Source organism: Paraflavitalea sp. (genome assembly GCF_059502485.1).
Genome location: NZ_JCACET010000008.1, coordinates 3,171,390 through 3,187,830 on the forward strand (window position 1 = coordinate 3,171,390; position 16,441 = coordinate 3,187,830).

13 protein-coding genes and 1 riboswitch are annotated in these 16,441 nt (G+C 47.8%); of the genes, 6 read left to right on the forward strand and 7 right to left on the reverse strand.

The annotated features are described in order from the left end of the window. Nucleotides 1-52 precede the first annotated feature (52 nt). Complete coding sequence (locus tag AC5JBY_RS15125) at nt 53-1,684, forward strand: hypothetical protein (RefSeq protein ID WP_495905446.1); 1,632 nt, start codon at nt 53-55, stop codon at nt 1,682-1,684. Nucleotides 1,685-1,741: 57 nt separating this feature from the next. Here AC5JBY_RS15125 and AC5JBY_RS15130 read toward each other — a convergent pair whose 3' ends face one another. The 3 genes from AC5JBY_RS15130 to AC5JBY_RS15140 form a co-directional block, all read right to left on the reverse strand. After that, complete coding sequence (locus tag AC5JBY_RS15130) at nt 1,742-2,821, reverse strand: DUF5074 domain-containing protein (RefSeq protein ID WP_495905447.1); 1,080 nt, start codon at nt 2,819-2,821, stop codon at nt 1,742-1,744. Nucleotides 2,822-3,025: 204 nt separating this feature from the next. Then, nucleotides 3,026-3,250, reverse strand: a riboswitch (cobalamin riboswitch). 87 nt (nt 3,251-3,337) lie between these two features. Continuing rightward, nucleotides 3,338-4,420 (reverse strand): cytochrome-c peroxidase, encoded by a 1,083-nt coding sequence (locus AC5JBY_RS15135; protein WP_495905448.1) that lies wholly within the window; start codon nt 4,418-4,420, stop codon nt 3,338-3,340. A 2-nt stretch (nt 4,421-4,422) separates the two neighbouring features. Then, nucleotides 4,423-5,199 carry an MbnP family protein gene (locus tag AC5JBY_RS15140; protein WP_495905449.1) on the reverse strand — a complete coding sequence of 259 codons (777 nt, stop codon included), beginning with the start codon at nt 5,197-5,199 and terminating at the stop codon, nt 4,423-4,425. 177 nt (nt 5,200-5,376) lie between these two features. On the opposite strand from AC5JBY_RS15140, the gene AC5JBY_RS15145 reads away from it, so the two are divergent. From AC5JBY_RS15145 to AC5JBY_RS15160, 4 genes are all read left to right on the forward strand, one after another. Beyond that, nucleotides 5,377-7,620: a TonB-dependent receptor gene (locus AC5JBY_RS15145; RefSeq protein WP_495905450.1), complete on the forward strand. Its 2,244-nt coding sequence runs from the start codon at nt 5,377-5,379 to the stop codon at nt 7,618-7,620. Nucleotides 7,621-7,937: 317 nt separating this feature from the next. Further along, nucleotides 7,938-8,153 (forward strand): hypothetical protein, encoded by a 216-nt coding sequence (locus AC5JBY_RS15150; RefSeq protein WP_495905451.1) that lies wholly within the window; start codon nt 7,938-7,940, stop codon nt 8,151-8,153. Between the two features lie 19 nt (nt 8,154-8,172). Continuing rightward, a complete protein-coding gene (locus AC5JBY_RS15155) occupies nt 8,173-8,337 on the forward strand; it encodes a DUF1328 domain-containing protein (protein ID WP_495905452.1) in 165 nt (54 codons plus the stop codon). Between the two features lie 200 nt (nt 8,338-8,537). Further along, a complete protein-coding gene (locus AC5JBY_RS15160; protein ID WP_495905453.1) occupies nt 8,538-10,487 on the forward strand; it encodes a KUP/HAK/KT family potassium transporter in 1,950 nt (649 codons plus the stop codon). A 79-nt stretch (nt 10,488-10,566) separates the two neighbouring features. On the opposite strand, the gene AC5JBY_RS15165 is transcribed toward AC5JBY_RS15160, so the two are convergent. The 3 genes from AC5JBY_RS15165 to AC5JBY_RS15175 form a co-directional block, all read right to left on the reverse strand. Further along, nucleotides 10,567-10,782 carry a heavy-metal-associated domain-containing protein gene (locus tag AC5JBY_RS15165; protein WP_495905454.1) on the reverse strand — a complete coding sequence of 72 codons (216 nt, stop codon included), beginning with the start codon at nt 10,780-10,782 and terminating at the stop codon, nt 10,567-10,569. A 13-nt stretch (nt 10,783-10,795) separates the two neighbouring features. After that, nucleotides 10,796-13,075 carry a heavy metal translocating P-type ATPase gene (locus tag AC5JBY_RS15170; protein ID WP_495905455.1) on the reverse strand — a complete coding sequence of 760 codons (2,280 nt, stop codon included), beginning with the start codon at nt 13,073-13,075 and terminating at the stop codon, nt 10,796-10,798. Nucleotides 13,076-13,234: 159 nt separating this feature from the next. Beyond that, nucleotides 13,235-13,744: a DUF4382 domain-containing protein gene (locus AC5JBY_RS15175; RefSeq protein WP_495905456.1), complete on the reverse strand. Its 510-nt coding sequence runs from the start codon at nt 13,742-13,744 to the stop codon at nt 13,235-13,237. Nucleotides 13,745-14,228: 484 nt separating this feature from the next. On the opposite strand from AC5JBY_RS15175, the gene AC5JBY_RS15180 reads away from it, so the two are divergent. Beyond that, the gene (locus tag AC5JBY_RS15180; protein WP_495905457.1) at nt 14,229-15,932 is read left to right on the forward strand and encodes a T9SS type A sorting domain-containing protein; all 1,704 of its coding nucleotides are present in this window, start codon (nt 14,229-14,231) and stop codon (nt 15,930-15,932) included. 57 nt (nt 15,933-15,989) lie between these two features. Here the strand turns inward: AC5JBY_RS15180 and AC5JBY_RS15185 are convergent, their stop codons facing one another. Continuing rightward, nucleotides 15,990-16,433, reverse strand: a complete 444-nt coding sequence (locus tag AC5JBY_RS15185) for an SRPBCC family protein (protein ID WP_495905458.1) — start codon at nt 16,431-16,433, stop codon at nt 15,990-15,992. Nucleotides 16,434-16,441: the final 8 nt, after the last annotated feature.

Genomic DNA, 16,441 nt, shown 5'->3' on the forward strand with positions numbered 1-16,441 from the left:
CTGTCACCCTGAGCTTGTCGAAGGGCCCTTTGTAAACCTAAATCACTGATCTATGTCAAGAAGGAAAATAATTATCATAATCATATTAGTGATCATCGCAGGTGGTGTTGTTACCTGGAGCATTTACAAGCGCAAGATCGTGAAGGATACAGTGTCGAAAACAGTAGCCGATAAAACGAATAACTTGTATGGCATAAAAACCGATAAACTGGACATCGATGAAGTGGCGGGCAATCTTGTTGTTACCAATCTCCAGCTTGAGCCCGACTCCAATGTTTACAATAACATGGCAGGGAGTGCTGATGAACCCTCTGTACTAATAAAGATCAATATCCCCGCATTGACAGTAGAAGGCGTAAAAACACCCAAGGCATTATTGAACAGCGCGATCGACGGACGAAAAGTAATGATCCACAATCCCCGCATCGAACTATTCTTTACCGGCAAGGGTAAAGACTCGCTGAAAAGTGTTCCCGATAAAGAAGTATACCGTCAAATACTGGGCAACCTGGAGATGATCAAGATCGATACACTTTCTGTGGTGAATGCCACCTTGATCACCCGCGACTGGAAAACAGGCGCCACCCGCATGCAATTCGATAGCGTAACCATTGATCTGTTCCGCATTGCAGTAGATAGCCTGCATGAGAAAGATACTACCCGTGTCTTGTTTGCCGAGCAGGTGGCGGTCAAATGTAAAAAAGCGCGCTGGAGCAGTAAGAATAAACTATATAATTACGAGGTGCGTGAATTAGACCTGAACAGCGGGCAAAAATTGTTAGGCATGAGCCGGTTCGTGATAGAACCCACCTTGCCCGAACAGAAATTCCTGCAACAATACAAATACGCCAACGACCGGTTTGATATAGACTTTCACAACATCAGGCTGGCCGGTCTGGACGTGCCAATGCTGATGAAGGAGGAGGTGCGTGCGGACTCGCTCGTGTCGGGTAAAAGCAGCCTCCATATTTACCGCGATCTTTCTTTCCCGCATGATGGAAAGAGTAGGATAGGCACCTATCCGCAACAGGCATTGATGAAATTACCTTTTGATGTGCGCATCAAAACGGCCCGGTTCAATAATTCTTTTATAGAATACAAAGAACGCAATGCCAAAAGCGAGCAAAGCGGTAAGGTGCAGTTTTACCAGGTAAGCGTCGGGGTCAATAATCTTACTACATACCGGCAACTCATGGCAGAGAAGCCGATGCGTGTGCAGTTCAACGCCCGATTCCTGAATGCAGCGCCGGTAAAGGCGCTGATTAATTTCTACCCTGACAAGGGCCGGTTCACCATCGATGGGTCGATGGGCAGCATGCCTGCTACAACAGTAAACCAGTTGACAAAGCCTATGGGGTTAGCCACGATCGAGAAAGGAACACTCAATGGACTGGATTTTAGTTTCAATTGCAATGATTATGCAGCCGATGGAACACTAACCATGCTGTATGATGACCTCAAGATCACACTACTCAAAAAAGATACGGTCGACAATACCCTCAGTAAAAAGAAATTGGCCAGCATGCTGGCCAATATACAGGTAAAGAATGCGAATCCCAATAAGAAAGGCGATATACGCCGCGCCACTGTGCACTACGACCGCAACACCAGCAAGTCTTTCTTCAACCTTGTCTGGAAGTCTGTTTTCGAAGGCGTAAAACAATCAGTAGGTATCTCCAATTAATGGTTACTTTGTTATTCCCTTTTCAACCTATCAACTTTTCAACTTATCAACCCTGCATTAATTGAAGATCATTAAAGCGGGGAAATAGAAGTATTGATAGGTAATGGTTTTCTTCAAGGTAGCATTCGCAGCATCATAGAAGTAGAGACTGTTGTACTGATAGTTCTGTCCATATCCGGACTGAACAGCAGTTACCACCAGCTCATTGCTGCCTGCGTTGTAGCCAACACCGGCCCCATAAAACTCTTTACCGGCAGGGATGGTAGCGAAAAGCGTAGCCAGCGAAGCGCTGTTGCCCACTACATATTTATAAAGTTGATTGCCACCGGCGCCCCAGGAATTGGTCCTGCCAATGAACACGGCATTCTCAGTAGAAGAGGTAGTCACAGTACCAACGTTCCAGGCCACCCAGGGATTGCCCAGTGTGAAAGGCAAAGTGATCTTGTTGGTATCGAGCGTAGTGGTGTTGATCTTTACGAGTGAGCTGCCACCGGCTACCCACAAGCTGCCATCAGGTGTTTTAGACAAGCCCTGGTTCATGCCGGCTATCTTTTTTACTACACTGTAATCACTTGCGTTGAGGATGATCAGCCCCTGGCTTTGGTTGATCACGAAGATATAAGCTCCTTCTTTGCGCATGCCACCTGTTTCGCCGGTTACGCTGGTGAGCTTGGTGCCCAGCGTAAGCGTGGAGAGGTTGAGCGGATAGATACCGCTGGCAGTACTGATAAGACCATTGTTGTTGTCGAGACCAAGGAAGGCGCGGCCATTGGCGGGCAGGCTGGCGATGCGACCTGTCTCAACCAGCGATTTGGCATCTGTAACAACGAATGGTCCTTGTTTGGACACCAGGTATAATTTACCATTCCACACAGCGCCATATTGAGTCGTTACGCCCAGTTCTTTGCCGGGGTTCTCTTTGTGATAAACCATTTGTTCGATGGTGTCCTGGCCATAGCGGTAGAAGTTTACGTTACCATTGTCATGACCAAACCAGCCTTCATTCACGAGAATGATACCATTTTCATATTTGCCAGTGATCAGTGGTTCAGGCTGCCTGTACTCATCTTTGTTACAGGCTACAAATGCAGTAATGGTTAACAGAAGCAATAATCCTCGGAATAAACGTGTACTCATAATCGTATTGTTAAGTATATATGAACAGGTTGATCATACTTAACAATGCCCGGCATGATACACCACGGACCAGTGATCCGGCTACAGGCATGCACACGCAGACAGCTCTATGGCAGGAACTGTACAGTGGCATAACTACAGGAAAATAAATGAATCAGCTGAAGGCAGCTATTTCATCCATGCTTTTTACCCGAAAGCTATGAATTAAGTATGATGCTGAAGGCAGGTCTCCTGGCTTGTTCTGTGCCGACGGCCTTCCCATTGAGCTTGCTGTTTACAAAGCATCAACAGTGGCATGTAGATGTCGACATTACGTGAAGAACTTACAGTTGCGGGACAGCTCCGGATTCTTTCTGCTAAAGAAATCACCGGATTCCCTTTTAATCATGACTCATTGAAGAGCTATGAACCTTTAGCGGCGGCGAAGGTATGGAAAGGTTGATAAGTTCACAAGTTTAAAAGTTTACACGGCTTGTGTCGTAAACCTTTCAACCTATCAATTTGTTAACTTGTCAACTAATATCTTATACATTGAGGGCATATATTAACCTCCCCCAATCCTTTATTACGAACAAAAGCAGAATCGGTTAACGTATACAGAAAAGATTTCAGTACTTCTTTATCGGCAGGCGTAAGCGGTATACCTGCCCGGCCGGAAGGCTGCACAAGCGATGGATCGATATTGTCAGTCAGTTGCACATCCTGCGCATAATGCGTCAGCACAAAGTCGAGCTCTTTAAAACGGCCATCGTGCATATAGGGCGCTGTCAGTGCTATGTTGCGCAATGAAGGTACTTTGAAGCGATACTTATCGCCCGTTTCGGAAGTAACGCCCATGCGGCCAAAGTCTTCGCTATAGGGATACAGGCCATTGTTGCGGAAACTGAAATCAGTGAAGAAAGGCTCTGTGTGGCAGGTAGCGCATTTTTGTTGGAAGATTTTGTAACCGGCAGCCTCTTCTTTGGTGAAGGCACCCCCTTCTTTACGTACCACTTTATCATACTTGCTGTTGGCGCTTACCATGGCCACCATAAATTGGCTGAGCGCCTGCATCACACGTGCAGTGGTGATCTCCCGGCTGCCAAAGGCCGCATTAAAATACAAGGGGTAGTATTGATCTTTCTTTATCTTCTCCACTACACTCTCTACCGATTCACCCATTTCCACGTGGTTGGTAATAGGAACAATGGGTTGCAGGTCGAGGTCTTTAACGCCGCCGTCCCACATAAAGCTGGTTGCCCAGGCAAGGTTTTGCAGGGCAGGTGCGTTGCGCGCGCCCAATGAATCGAAGATACCGTGGCTCAACCGGTGACCATGATGCGAAAACGCAGAAGCTTGTATATGACAGGTGCCGCAGCTCACAGTGCCATTCTTTGAAAGCGTACCATCGTAAAATAATCTTCTGCCCAGTTCTATCTTGATCTTATTGAATTTGTTTTTGGAAAGATCATACACCGGTGGCGGAAAATTGGCAGGCTGCGGAAAAGTACTGTCCTGGTTGTTGAAAATGTGGGGAGCAGGCGCGCCTTGCAGAAATTCCGACAACAGCCCGGTCAATACGAGACCCATCAGCACATATATATAAGACATCTTGCCCATGCTCATTGATATTGGGTTCCTCCGTATTTAAAACCGGCAGCGTAATTATCTGCAATCTGTGTACTGGCTGGTGTCAGCATCAGGTGGTGATGCTGTTTGAGATCGAGCCGGTCGAATACCGATAACGCTTCAAACCTGATATGAACAACGGCTTTCTTATTGCTGCGTACCCGCAAAGGGCCTGTAGCTGGCAATTCAATGGTCACGCGCCTGATGTTATTGATGGTAGGGGAGTTGTAACCACCATAACCACCAATATGATATTCAAACTCGCGGAAGCCGGTCTTGTCGGCAGGAATAGCAGGAGAGCTTCCTTCCATTTTAAAGAAGATATAACCGCTGTTCCAGGTCCAGTACATGCTTTCGCTGGCAGCCATATCCTTGCCGGGGTCAAGTACACCTTTGCGTTCTTCAATGCCAAGGATAGAGGTAAGACTGTCTACACCTATAAGGAAAGTGATGGCCGAATACACGCCATCCGGCACATTGAGCACGATAGTTTTAGTGCTGTCAATGTTTTCTTTTACCAGGAAAAAGCTGGAAGCTTTGGGCACCGTGTACTTGTCGCCGTTGCCTTTGATGAACTGAATATTGCTGATATAGTATTGTAAAAGCGAGATGGTAACCGGGTCGTTGACGCTGGTTTTATAAGAGCCTGTGTTCAATACCAGCTTCTTTCCTTCCGCGCGATGGTCGAATTGCAGAATGACCTGCGCTGTTGTGGTGCCATAAAACAGCAGCGTTATAATTTGTAAGGATAGGAATGTCAATGGTTTCATGCGTGAGGCCGGATTGTTGCAGCGGTAAAAATAGTGGAAATAGTTGACAGGGTAATAGGTTGAAAAGTTGAAAAGGAAAGCGTAGACAGGGGCATAAATCAGTGCCTTTGCCTTTCAACCTATTAACCTGTCAACTTATCAACCTGTTAACTATATTCGCAGCCAAAATCAACTGTAATGCGATACACCCTCTCTTTTTTCCTGTTGCTCCTGTCTGTTTCCCTATCTGCACAGGTAAAAGAGTTGTCAGGCAAAGTGCTGGATGCCGGTTCTGCCACCCCGGTGGAAGGCGCCACTGTTACGCTCATGCCTGAGCAACGGCATACCATCTCCAATGAGAACGGCCGTTTCTATTTTAAGGAAGTAAAAGAAGATGCCCGCCTTATTGTTACAGCCATCGGATATGATACCATCACCATTGCATTGGCCGATTTTATAAAAGCCGGTCAGTCAATTAGCCTTGTATCACGCGCAGTGCAGCTCAACCAGGTCACGGTGTCCGGCAGTGCCGGTGAGCAATACAGGCCCATCAGCAAGCTCGACATTAAAATGCGCGGTATCAACAACTCGCAGGAAGTATTGCGCATGGTGCCCGGTCTGTTCATTGGTCAGCATGCGGGTGGCGGTAAAGCAGAACAGATATTCCTGCGCGGTTTCGACATCGACCACGGCACAGATATAAACATTGCAGTCGATGGTATGCCGGTCAACATGGTGTCCCACGCACATGGACAGGGTTATGCTGATCTGCACTTTGTGATCCCGGAGTTGATAGATAACGTGGCATTCAAGAAGGGTACGTATTATGCCGAGAAAGGAAACTTCACCACTACTGGCTTTGTAGATTTCAAAACATTCAATGTACTGCCCACCAACTCTATTAAAGTAGAAGGAGGTATGTTCAATACCGTACGTGCAGTGGGCATGCTCAACCTGCTCAATGAAACAACCCGCGCCAAAGGGCAATCGGCTTTTATCGCTTCTGAATACATGTATACCAAGGGGTATTTCGATCATCCGCAGGATTTCAACCGCGTCAATTTGTTTGGTAAATATTATGGCGCGTTGAACAAGCGCAACCACCTTAGCTTCTCCGCTTCTGTATTCTCCAGCAAGTGGGATGCTTCAGGGCAAATACCTGACCGGGCTGTTGAAAGCAAACTGATCGGCTGGTATGGCGCTATCGATCCCAACGAAGGTGGAAAGACTTCCCGCATCAATGCCAATGCATTGCTCTCCACCACACTCAATCCCCGTTCCTACTTCAAGAACCAGGTATATTATTCACGCTACCAGTTCGAGCTGTTCTCCAACTTTACTTTCTTCAAGGAAGATCCGGTGAATGGCGACCAGATCAAGCAACGCGAAAAGCGCGACCTGTTTGGTTACAATGGCAGCTACCACGCTACTCATTATGCTGGCAACACACAGATCACTTCTGAAGTAGGCGCCAATGTGCGCATCGACCGCACGTACGGTAGTGAGCTGTCGCGCACCAAAGACAGGACCATCGTTACCGATCCCAAAATGCTCGGCAATATTGCAGAGAACAACCTCGCTGCTTATGTAAGTGAAACGTTCCGTTTCAATTCCGCATTCAGCATCAATGCGGGCCTGCGCTACGATTTTTTCCACGATGCCTATACAGATAAACTGAATGGCAATGCCAAAGGCAAAGCATCGGCTGATATCTTTAGCCCCAAGCTGAGCTTTTATTACCATCCCAACCAGTTAGTGCAGTTCTACCTCAGCAGTGGCAAAGGCTTCCACTCCAACGATACCCGTGTAGTGGTTCCGCAGAATGGCCTCACCATCCTGCCGCCTGCTTATGGCAGCGACTTGGGCACAGTGTTGAAGCCGGCGAAGAACCTGCTCATCAACGCAGCGGTATGGTACCTCTGGCTCGATCAGGAGTTTGTATATGTGGGCGATGAAGGAGTGGTGGAGCCCAGCGGCAAAAGTCGTCGCTACGGCGCCGATCTGTCAGTTCGTTACCAGCCGCTGAAATGGCTGTACGCAGATGTCGATTTCAATTACTCACATGGCCGTGCGGCCGATGCACCCAAAGGCGAGAATTATTTACCGTTAGCGCCACAATTCACCTCCATTGGTGGGCTTACCGTTAAAACAAAGCCTGGCATCAATGCGTCACTCCGCTATCGCTATATGGGCGATCGCCCGGCCAATGAAGACAATAGCATTGTAGCCAAAGGTTATTTTGTAACAGATGCCTTTGTAAGCTATGCGCGCAAAAAGTATGAGTTCGGGCTGGCCATTCAGAACCTCTTCGATATTAAATGGAAAGAAACGCAGTTCGATACCGAAAGCCGTCTGTTCAATGAAGCAGCCCCGGTATCCGAGATCCATTTTACGCCCGGCACCCCTTTCTTCGCCAAACTGAGCTTTACCTACAACTTCTAAAAAAGAAATGTTAAAGGCGCAACAACATGAAAAGTAAAATGCTTTCATGTTGACCTATTGGTTCGTAATTCCCCTTCTCCGGCGCAGGGTTTTCCGTAAAACATTCACTTTCCAACCCATTGTTATAATTCTTTAACAGCTGCAACGATCAGTCTTCAGGCATTGTCTTAAGTCGAAACCAAAAGAATTCCTAAATTATTGGGGATTGATTAGCTGCGACTTATGGGCAAATTCTGCGTATTGGGGAGTGCAATACTCAAGTTTAGTGCTGAAAATCAAATAGCTGGCACGGGCATTGTTTTTAAACACTATGCTGTATGAGCAAACCCAATGGAAGCATGGACCTCGAACGCTGGAATGGATCATTGAACCAGCCGGCATCAGGTCTTGTTAGTGAACCCGGTAAAGTAAAAGATCAAAGTAACACATCTGTTTTCTTGGGCGCAACTGCTGGCAGGCATGAAGCTGCGGCGGCATCATTGCCTTTGTTCATAGATACCCTGTATAAGGCCAGGGACTTTGATCCATTGTAAACAATTAAATCATTTATTTATGTTACGCTGGACAGTCATCTTTTTGATAGTAGCTATTGTAGCTGCTCTCTTCGGATTCGGTGGTATTGCAGCAGGCGCTGCCAGCTTCGCGAAGATCCTCTTCTTTATTTTTATCGTATTGTTCCTGTTGTCCCTCATCATGGGTAGAACAAGGACTCCATAACGAATGAACGAATTATAATCAGCGTCTTGGCCGCTACGGCGGCATCAGCTTACGAAAGACGTTGTTGGAGCAAAGAAGCAAAAGAAAGAATGTTAATGGCATCGATCGAAGTAACGCTGTTCAGCGTTATGTCTGGTCGGTGCCATTGCTTTTGTTGATACTCCGATTTTTATAGTACTTTGGCGGTTCAAACAGCCCACATGAGTTCTACTTCCGGGGCCTCGTTCCATAAACGGATCACGACGGCAGGTACACTAATCGCAATAGGTATAGTCTTTGGCGACATCGGTACTTCTCCGCTTTATACGCTCAATGCAGTATTCCACGATCGCGTCATTACGGAAGACGTAGCGTTAGGCGCTTTGTCGGCTATCTTCTGGACACTATTCTTTCAAACTACCCTGAAATACGTCATCATCACACTGCAGGCCGATAACAAGGGCGAAGGCGGTATCTTTTCATTGTATGCGCTCATCCGCCGCTATTGGGGCCGGTGGCTCATCATACCGGCCATGGCTGGTGGCGCCTTCCTGATGGCCGATGGCATCATCACGCCGCCGATCTCTGTGGCTTCAGCTATTGAAGGGCTGCAAAAGATCAACCCCGAAATCAACACGGTTCCTATTGTAATCGCTATACTTATAGGCTTGTTTAGCTTCCAGCAGTTTGGCACCGAGCGTATCGGAAAGATCTTCGGCCCGGTCATGCTGGTATGGTTCACATTCATCGGTGTGCTGGGTATTATGGCTATGTGGCAGGCTCCAGGTGTGTTGAAAGCCCTCAATCCATATTATGCCTGGGTAATGCTGAAAGAAGTGCCGGGCGGTTTCTGGTTGCTGGGCAGCATATTCCTGTGTACTACCGGGGCTGAAGCACTGTACAGTGATATGGGACATTGTGGCCGCAACAACATTCGCATCAGCTGGATCTATGTCAAGATCATGCTCATACTGAGCTATGCCGGGCAGACCGCCTGGTTGTTGCAGCACACGGGCGAAGAAGTAGGAAGCATCAGTCCTTTCTACCACATCGTGCCAGATATGATCTACAACCCTTCGGTGATCATCGCCACCCTCGCTACCATCATTGCTAGCCAGGCGCTCATCAGCGGCTGCTTTACACTCATCAATGAGGCCATCCGCCTCGATATATGGCCGCGCCACCGCGTAGTGTTTCCCGGTGATATCAAAGGACAGATATACATACCCTTTATTAACTGGCTGCTGATGGCAGGTTGTATCGCCATGGTACTGCACTTCAAAGAGTCTACCGCCATGGAAGCGGCATTCGGTCTCAGTGTTACCCTCACCATGATCATGAGCACAGTGCTCATCAATTTTTACCTGTACGTCAAAAGAGTGCCCACCGCGCTGGTAGTACTGATCACGGGGATCTTCATCATCATAGAAGGTGCTTTCCTCACAGCCAATTTTCAAAAGATAGTAGAAGGAGGGTGGATCACGCTGGTCATTGGCGCCGTGCTGTTCATCACGATGCTGGTATGGAACAAAGGACGTAGTATTAAACGTTCCCTGACCAAAATGGTACCGATAGAACCTAAAGTTGAACTGTTGAAACGACTGAGCAATGACGAGGAAATACCCAAGTATGCTACCAACCTGGTATACCTCACCAGCTCCGGTTCACCACGCAAAGTAGAACAAACAGCTATCCAATCGATCCTGTCCCGGTCGCCCAAGCGCGCCGATATATACTGGTTCGTACACGTGAATGTACTGGACGAACCCTATGCCATGCGCTACCACGTAGATACCATCGTGCGAAATGATGTATACTTTCTCGAGTTCAACCTTGGCTTCAGGGTAGAGCCGCGCGTGGATTATTATTTCAGGCAGGTGGTGAGTGAGCTCGTAAAAGATGGGGAAGTGGATGTGTCGGACAGACGTGAACAATATTACCAGGCAAACGGCATCGGGGATTTTCGTTTCCTGCTGCTGGAGTCATTCCTATCTTACGATAACGATATGCCCTTTATAAAGCGGTTTGTCATGAAGAGCTACTTCAACCTGAAACTGCTCAGCGTAAAAGAAGCTGTCAACTTCGGGTTAGACCCCAGCAACGTTACCGTCGAGATGTACCCGCTGGTGGTAACGCCTGTGGTACACGAAAAGCTGGTGCGCGAAAAATAAACCGGCACCTCATCCATGCTGCGTTAGTAGCATAAACAGGCGCCGGTTCGTAACGTTATTCATGGTATATCGTTGCTGACTAAGAAGCGAGTGGCTCTGCTTTGTAACCCGCTTTTTGTACCGCTTCAGGTATGCTGGCTTCTTTGCCTTCTTCTACCGATACGGTTAATATTCTGTCGGGCGATGCCAGGTCTACTTTCCAGTTGTTCTCACCAGCTGTTTTATTCAGCTCCGGCGTCACCGTAGCCACACAGCCACTGCATTTAATGTTTGTTTTGAATTGTACTGTTTTCATTGTATTTATCTTTTTATATTTTAGCCATCTTCAACCGCAGGCTATTGCCCACCACACTTACACTGCTCAGCGCCATAGCGGCCCCGGCAATCATGGGATCCAATAAGAACCCGTTGAAAGGATACAGCAAGCCGGCTGCCACCGGTATGCCGATGATGTTGTAGATGAAAGCCCAAAACAGGTTTTGACGGATGGTGCGCACCGTTTTGCGTGACAGCAGCAAGGCTTTGGAAATAGCATTGAGGTCGGCAGTGATCAGCGTCATGCGGGCCACGTCCATGGCAATGTCGGTGCCTTTACCCATCGCAATGCTGATATCCGCTTGCGCAAGCGCATGAGAATCATTGATGCCATCACCCACCATCGCTACCGTTTTACCAGCCTGTTGCAGTTCCTTCACGAAAGCAGCTTTATCGGCAGGCAGCACACCAGCTTTGAAAGAAGTGATGCCTGTTTGCCGTGCTACGGCTTCAGCAGTATGCCGATTGTCGCCGGTAAGCATGTGTACCTCGATACCATTGCGTTGCAAGGTGGCAATAGCGGCTTTGGATGTTTCTTTTACTTTATCGGCAATGGCAATGATAGCCAGCAAGCGATCATTGGCAGCAAACCAGACAACCGTATTGGCTTGCTCCTGTAAGTGGGAGGCTTTGGTGGCCAGCGCTGCGGGAATAGGTATGTTGTTTTCTTCCATCAGTTGCTGGTTGCCCACGCGGTAGGTGATGCCTCCACGGATTCCTTGTATGCCTTTGCCTGTAATACTTTCTACGGATTCAAAATGTATTCTATTGTTTGCTGCTGGCAGATGTTGTAAGATAGCCTGTGCCAGCGGGTGTTCCGATTGTTGTTCCAGTGCATAGAGAATAGCTTCATGTTCTGCGCGTTCTTGTGCTGTATTGTTCCAGGTAAGATCGGTTACCACGGGCTTGCCTTCGGTGATGGTGCCGGTTTTATCGAGTATTACAGCATTCACTTTATGCGCCACCTCAAGACTCTCTGCATCTTTGATCAGTATATTGTTTTCGGCGCCTTTCCCCACGCCCACCATAATGGCGGTAGGCGTAGCTAGCCCCAATGCACAGGGACACGCAATCACCAACACGGTTACAGAAGTGAGCAAGGCATGCGTAAAGGCATTTTCACCACCCAGCACCAGCCAGGCAATAAACGTGAGCACAGCAATGCCGATAACGATCGGCACAAAGATGCCGGCGATCTTGTCAACTAACTTTTGTACGGGTGCTTTACTGCCTTGTGCTTCCTCCACCATTTTGATGATCTGGGCCAGCAGTGTATCGGCGCCTACCTTGTCGGCGCGGAACTGGAAACTGCCCTGTTGGTTGATGGTACCGGCAAATACCGCATCACCTTGTTGCTTGGCGGCTGGTACTGGTTCGCCGGTGATCATGCTTTCATCGATATAAGAAGAGCCGCTGGTCACGGTGCCGTCTACAGGTATCTTTTCACCGGGCTTCACTAACAATAGGTCGCCGATACTTACTTCAGCTACGGGTATTTCTACAATAGTGCCCGAAGGTGTAACGAGCGCAACAGTCTTAGGTTGCAGTCCCGCCAGTTTTTTAAGCGCAGTTGAAGTATTGGAGGTGGCTTTGGCTTCCAGTAGTTTGCCCAGTGATATAAAAGCGATCACTACGGCGGCTGCTTCAAAGTATACATGGGGATGCAAGCCGCGTTGGTGCCAGAATGCAGGGTAGATCGTATTGAAAGTGCTGAACAGCCACGCAATGCCGGTGCTCAGGGCTACCAGCGTATCCATATTGGCTTTGCGATGGGCGGCTTGTTTCCAGGCATTGACGAAGAAGGAGCGGCCAAAGTAAAACACGACAGGTGTCGACAGCGCCAGCATGATCCAGTTGGCATAAGGCATATTCATGAAAAACATGCCGATCACCACCACAGGCAGCGATAGGAGAGAGGCCCATATCGTTCTTTGCTTGAGGTATTGGTAATGTTCAAGCTGTGCGGCTTGCTGCACTTCCGCCTTATTGTCGGTATCGATCACGATGTCGTAGCCAATGGAGCGCACAGCCGCTTGCAACTGTTGATGGTTTACGCGTGCCGCATCATACTCCACGGAGGCGGTCTGGTTGGCAAAGTTCACGCCGGCGTTCGATACGCCCGGCACCGATTTAAGGATCGATTCCACGCTCACGGCACAGGAGGCGCAGGTCATCTCCAATACCGGAAACGTTTCTTTGGTAATAGATGGAACACCTTTGGTGCTTGCCGCAGGCGTTTTGGGAGTGGCTATAGTGGCTGTTGCTGTAGACATGGTTCAATCATTTCTACAAAACTACATCCACCGGCAGGCCAGCTTGTTACACTATTCAGGGAGTGTTTTATATAATTTGGCGGTCCCGGCATTTTGCTGCCGCACAACAAAAAGCCCCGTTCAGGGGAACGGGGCCATCTTCATGTTTATGGCTGAATACTACTTGATTTTCAATACCGGTTTCAATTTGTAATCACCCGTTCCTTCCTGGAGGATAGACAGGGCTGCGTCGAAGTCAATGACCAGCGAATCTACATGAGCATTGAGCTGCTTATTCAGCTTGATCTTCAGACCCGATTCACTGCCGCTGGGAATGGTAAGCGGATAAACCTTGTTGTCGATCTTGATGCTGTTTTGGCTGCCCAACACAAAACGAACTTCCTTAACCCGGCCGGTAGGCACTGTGCTTTGCGCGATCAGCGTGTCGATACCATTTTGATAGTCGAGCAGGTTATAGATACCTTTTCTCGTTTCCAGGTTCACCCAACCCGAAGAATCGTCCTGCAGGTTCACGCGTACTTGCTGAATGTCTACATTCACTTCAGTAGCATTGTACGGGTTGTCAGTTAAACGGATCCGCAGGTCAGTGGTCGTTTCATTGTCTTTGTTGCAGGCAATAACAAGAGCAGTGGCAACGGCTACAGGGAGTAAAAGGCGCAGTGGTTTCATAGTGTGTAATTTGAAAACAAATAATGAAAAATCATGCCAAATGGCAAGGATAAGAAGGTAAAGTGGATGAAATATATTCGCACCCGGCGATGAATAACCCCGCAAGTCTGAATGAATTCTAAAGAGATTCTAAATATGAAAAAAGATTATATTGATAATGAGCATACTAAGGAGTTTGGGTATAAATAGGTATGGCAGGATAAAAACATTTATTATATCTTGTTTTCAAATCTGTAACCCATGAAAGCATTTTATCTTTTAAACGATCCGCCATGCTCCAGTAGCAAGGCACATTTTCCCGCTCCGCGCGAGCAGAATTAAACAGTTTCCCACCTTATCCTCCTCAAACCGTTCTCATAAATTTTGATGTCATTCTGTTAGCTGTTCCTGTATGATGCGGGGAAAGCAATGGGCATCTATTGAATGACCCGGTTATATGCTCAATGATATATACCCGGTTATCATTTCACTCAAAATCCTACTTATGAAGAGAATTCTATCTCTTGTATTGTTATGCAGCAACGTCTTTGTTGCAACCGCGCAAATAACAACGCCGGTAAAGCGCGCCAATTTCGAAGTAGATGGTGGCTTGCGCGCCAATATATTCAATGGCACACCCAATTCCAATACGGACGACTGGTTTGGCAATGGAGACCCGGGCACGGGAACGTTTGTCATTGACACTACCGGTGCCGGATATATTAATCAGCTTTACATCAATACGCCTGCCACACGAATGCTGCCGTTATTCAGGGGTATGCGTTATCCACAGTTCTCCATCGTCAACAATTCGATGCTGATCGATGCAGTGTTTATACGTGATCATCATGGAGACGATTCCACTGCTTTCGCTTCCGGTTCCAATAAAAATGGGATGAGCCCGGCCAGTTGGGCTACGCCTGTAGCACAAGGTGTACCGGATAAGAATGATATCCTCGATATGTTCATGCACGTACGCAGAGCAGGCGTTAATGTAACCGATTCACTCTGGCTGTTTGGTGGCGTATCACTCGAAGGGACCGGTGGTAACCGGTATTTCGATTTTGAAATGTACCAGACAGATATTTATTACGAACGTGCCAGCCTCAGCTTTAAAGGATATGGTCCTGATGCCGGGCACACCAGTTGGGAGTTCGATGCGGCGGGCAACGTTTTGAAAGCAGGCGATATTATTTTCACGGCAGAGTATGGCGGCTCAGGCCTCAACAACCTTGAAGCAAGAATATGGGTCAATAAGAATGCGATCACTACGGTTACGCCAACAGCTTTCACCTGGGGTGGTGCTTTCGATGGAGCCACGGCAGGGTCCACTTACGGATATGCCAATATCCTACCTTCAACCGCTGGCACTTATTATACCGGATTGCAGTGTGGCGCCAACACCTGGGCCGGACCTTTCAGTCTCGTAAGAGTAGATAACAGTGTAGTAACTAATTACAATGCCGATCAGTTCCTGGAGTTTTCTGTCAACCTCAGCAAACTGGGATTAGACCCATTGGTAAATGTGGGCGATCCCTGTGGTATGCCTTTCCGCAGGATATTGGTAAAGTCGAGATCGTCCAATTCATTCAGCGCCGAGTTGAAAGACTTTGTTGGTCCTTTCGATTTCTTCCGCGCACCCATGGCGGCGGCATCGGCAGATATACCGGTATTCTGTGGCAGCGTAGGTATCAGTACCATCAGCGTTGGAAATCCACTGATCACCTCATTGTATACCTGGTCCACACCCGATGGTCACATTGTGGGCGACACCATTGGAACTTCTATTACCATCGATCAGCCCGGCAGCTACATCGTGCGCCAGGAATTGATGGATAGCTGCGGCAGCACATATGCAAGAGATACAGTAACCATCCTGCTGGATGCATCCTGTTCTTTACTGGACAAAAAGGATAAGGATGGACGCTTTATATGGCAAAAACAGGTGGGTACAAAAGGATTTGTAATACTGCCCAACCCGGTTAGTAGCCGGATCCGCCTGGCGTTTACAAGCCCTGATAAAACGGAGGCCAATATTGTGATCATCGATCTTTCAGGAAGGATACTGAAGAAGGTGAAAACAAACGTAGCAAAGGGAGCTTCGGCAATCGATATCCAATGCCCACCCGGATGGCAGAGCGGAACCTATTTTGTGAAAATGATAGTGGGCAATGAAGTATTTACGCAAAAGATGTTGATAAGAAGATAAATTGGGTAATACGACATTGCCATAAAACGAAAGCTGGGCTCGCCCGGCTTTCGTGATTTAATTCGCGCTTTCCGCCAGCCGCTTTATATTATCCATTGCTTTGGGCCACATCTTTTCAAACATTTCTTTAAAGTCATCAGTAATGTCCATGTCCATAGTCAGTTCGGTGCCATTGCCGATTGCTTTCAACGTGTAATTTTCATGTGCACCAGCCCACACTTTTATCCTCTCACTCACAGTGTCTTCTACGCCGCCGCTTACCTCACCAAGATGTTCTATCGACATATATTCATTGGGTATGTTTTCTGCAATACGCGAAACCATGCCAGACCCTGAGTCATCCAGGAACAATACTTTACTGCCTTTTTTCCAATCGGTCACTGCATGAGACGATTCCGAGAAAGCGGTAGTCCACTGCCGGTAGGTGGCATCGTCCCATAAAACGCTCCATACTTTTTCCCGTGGAGCATTGATCGTAGTGGTGAAAACGAGCTTTTCCATAATTGATA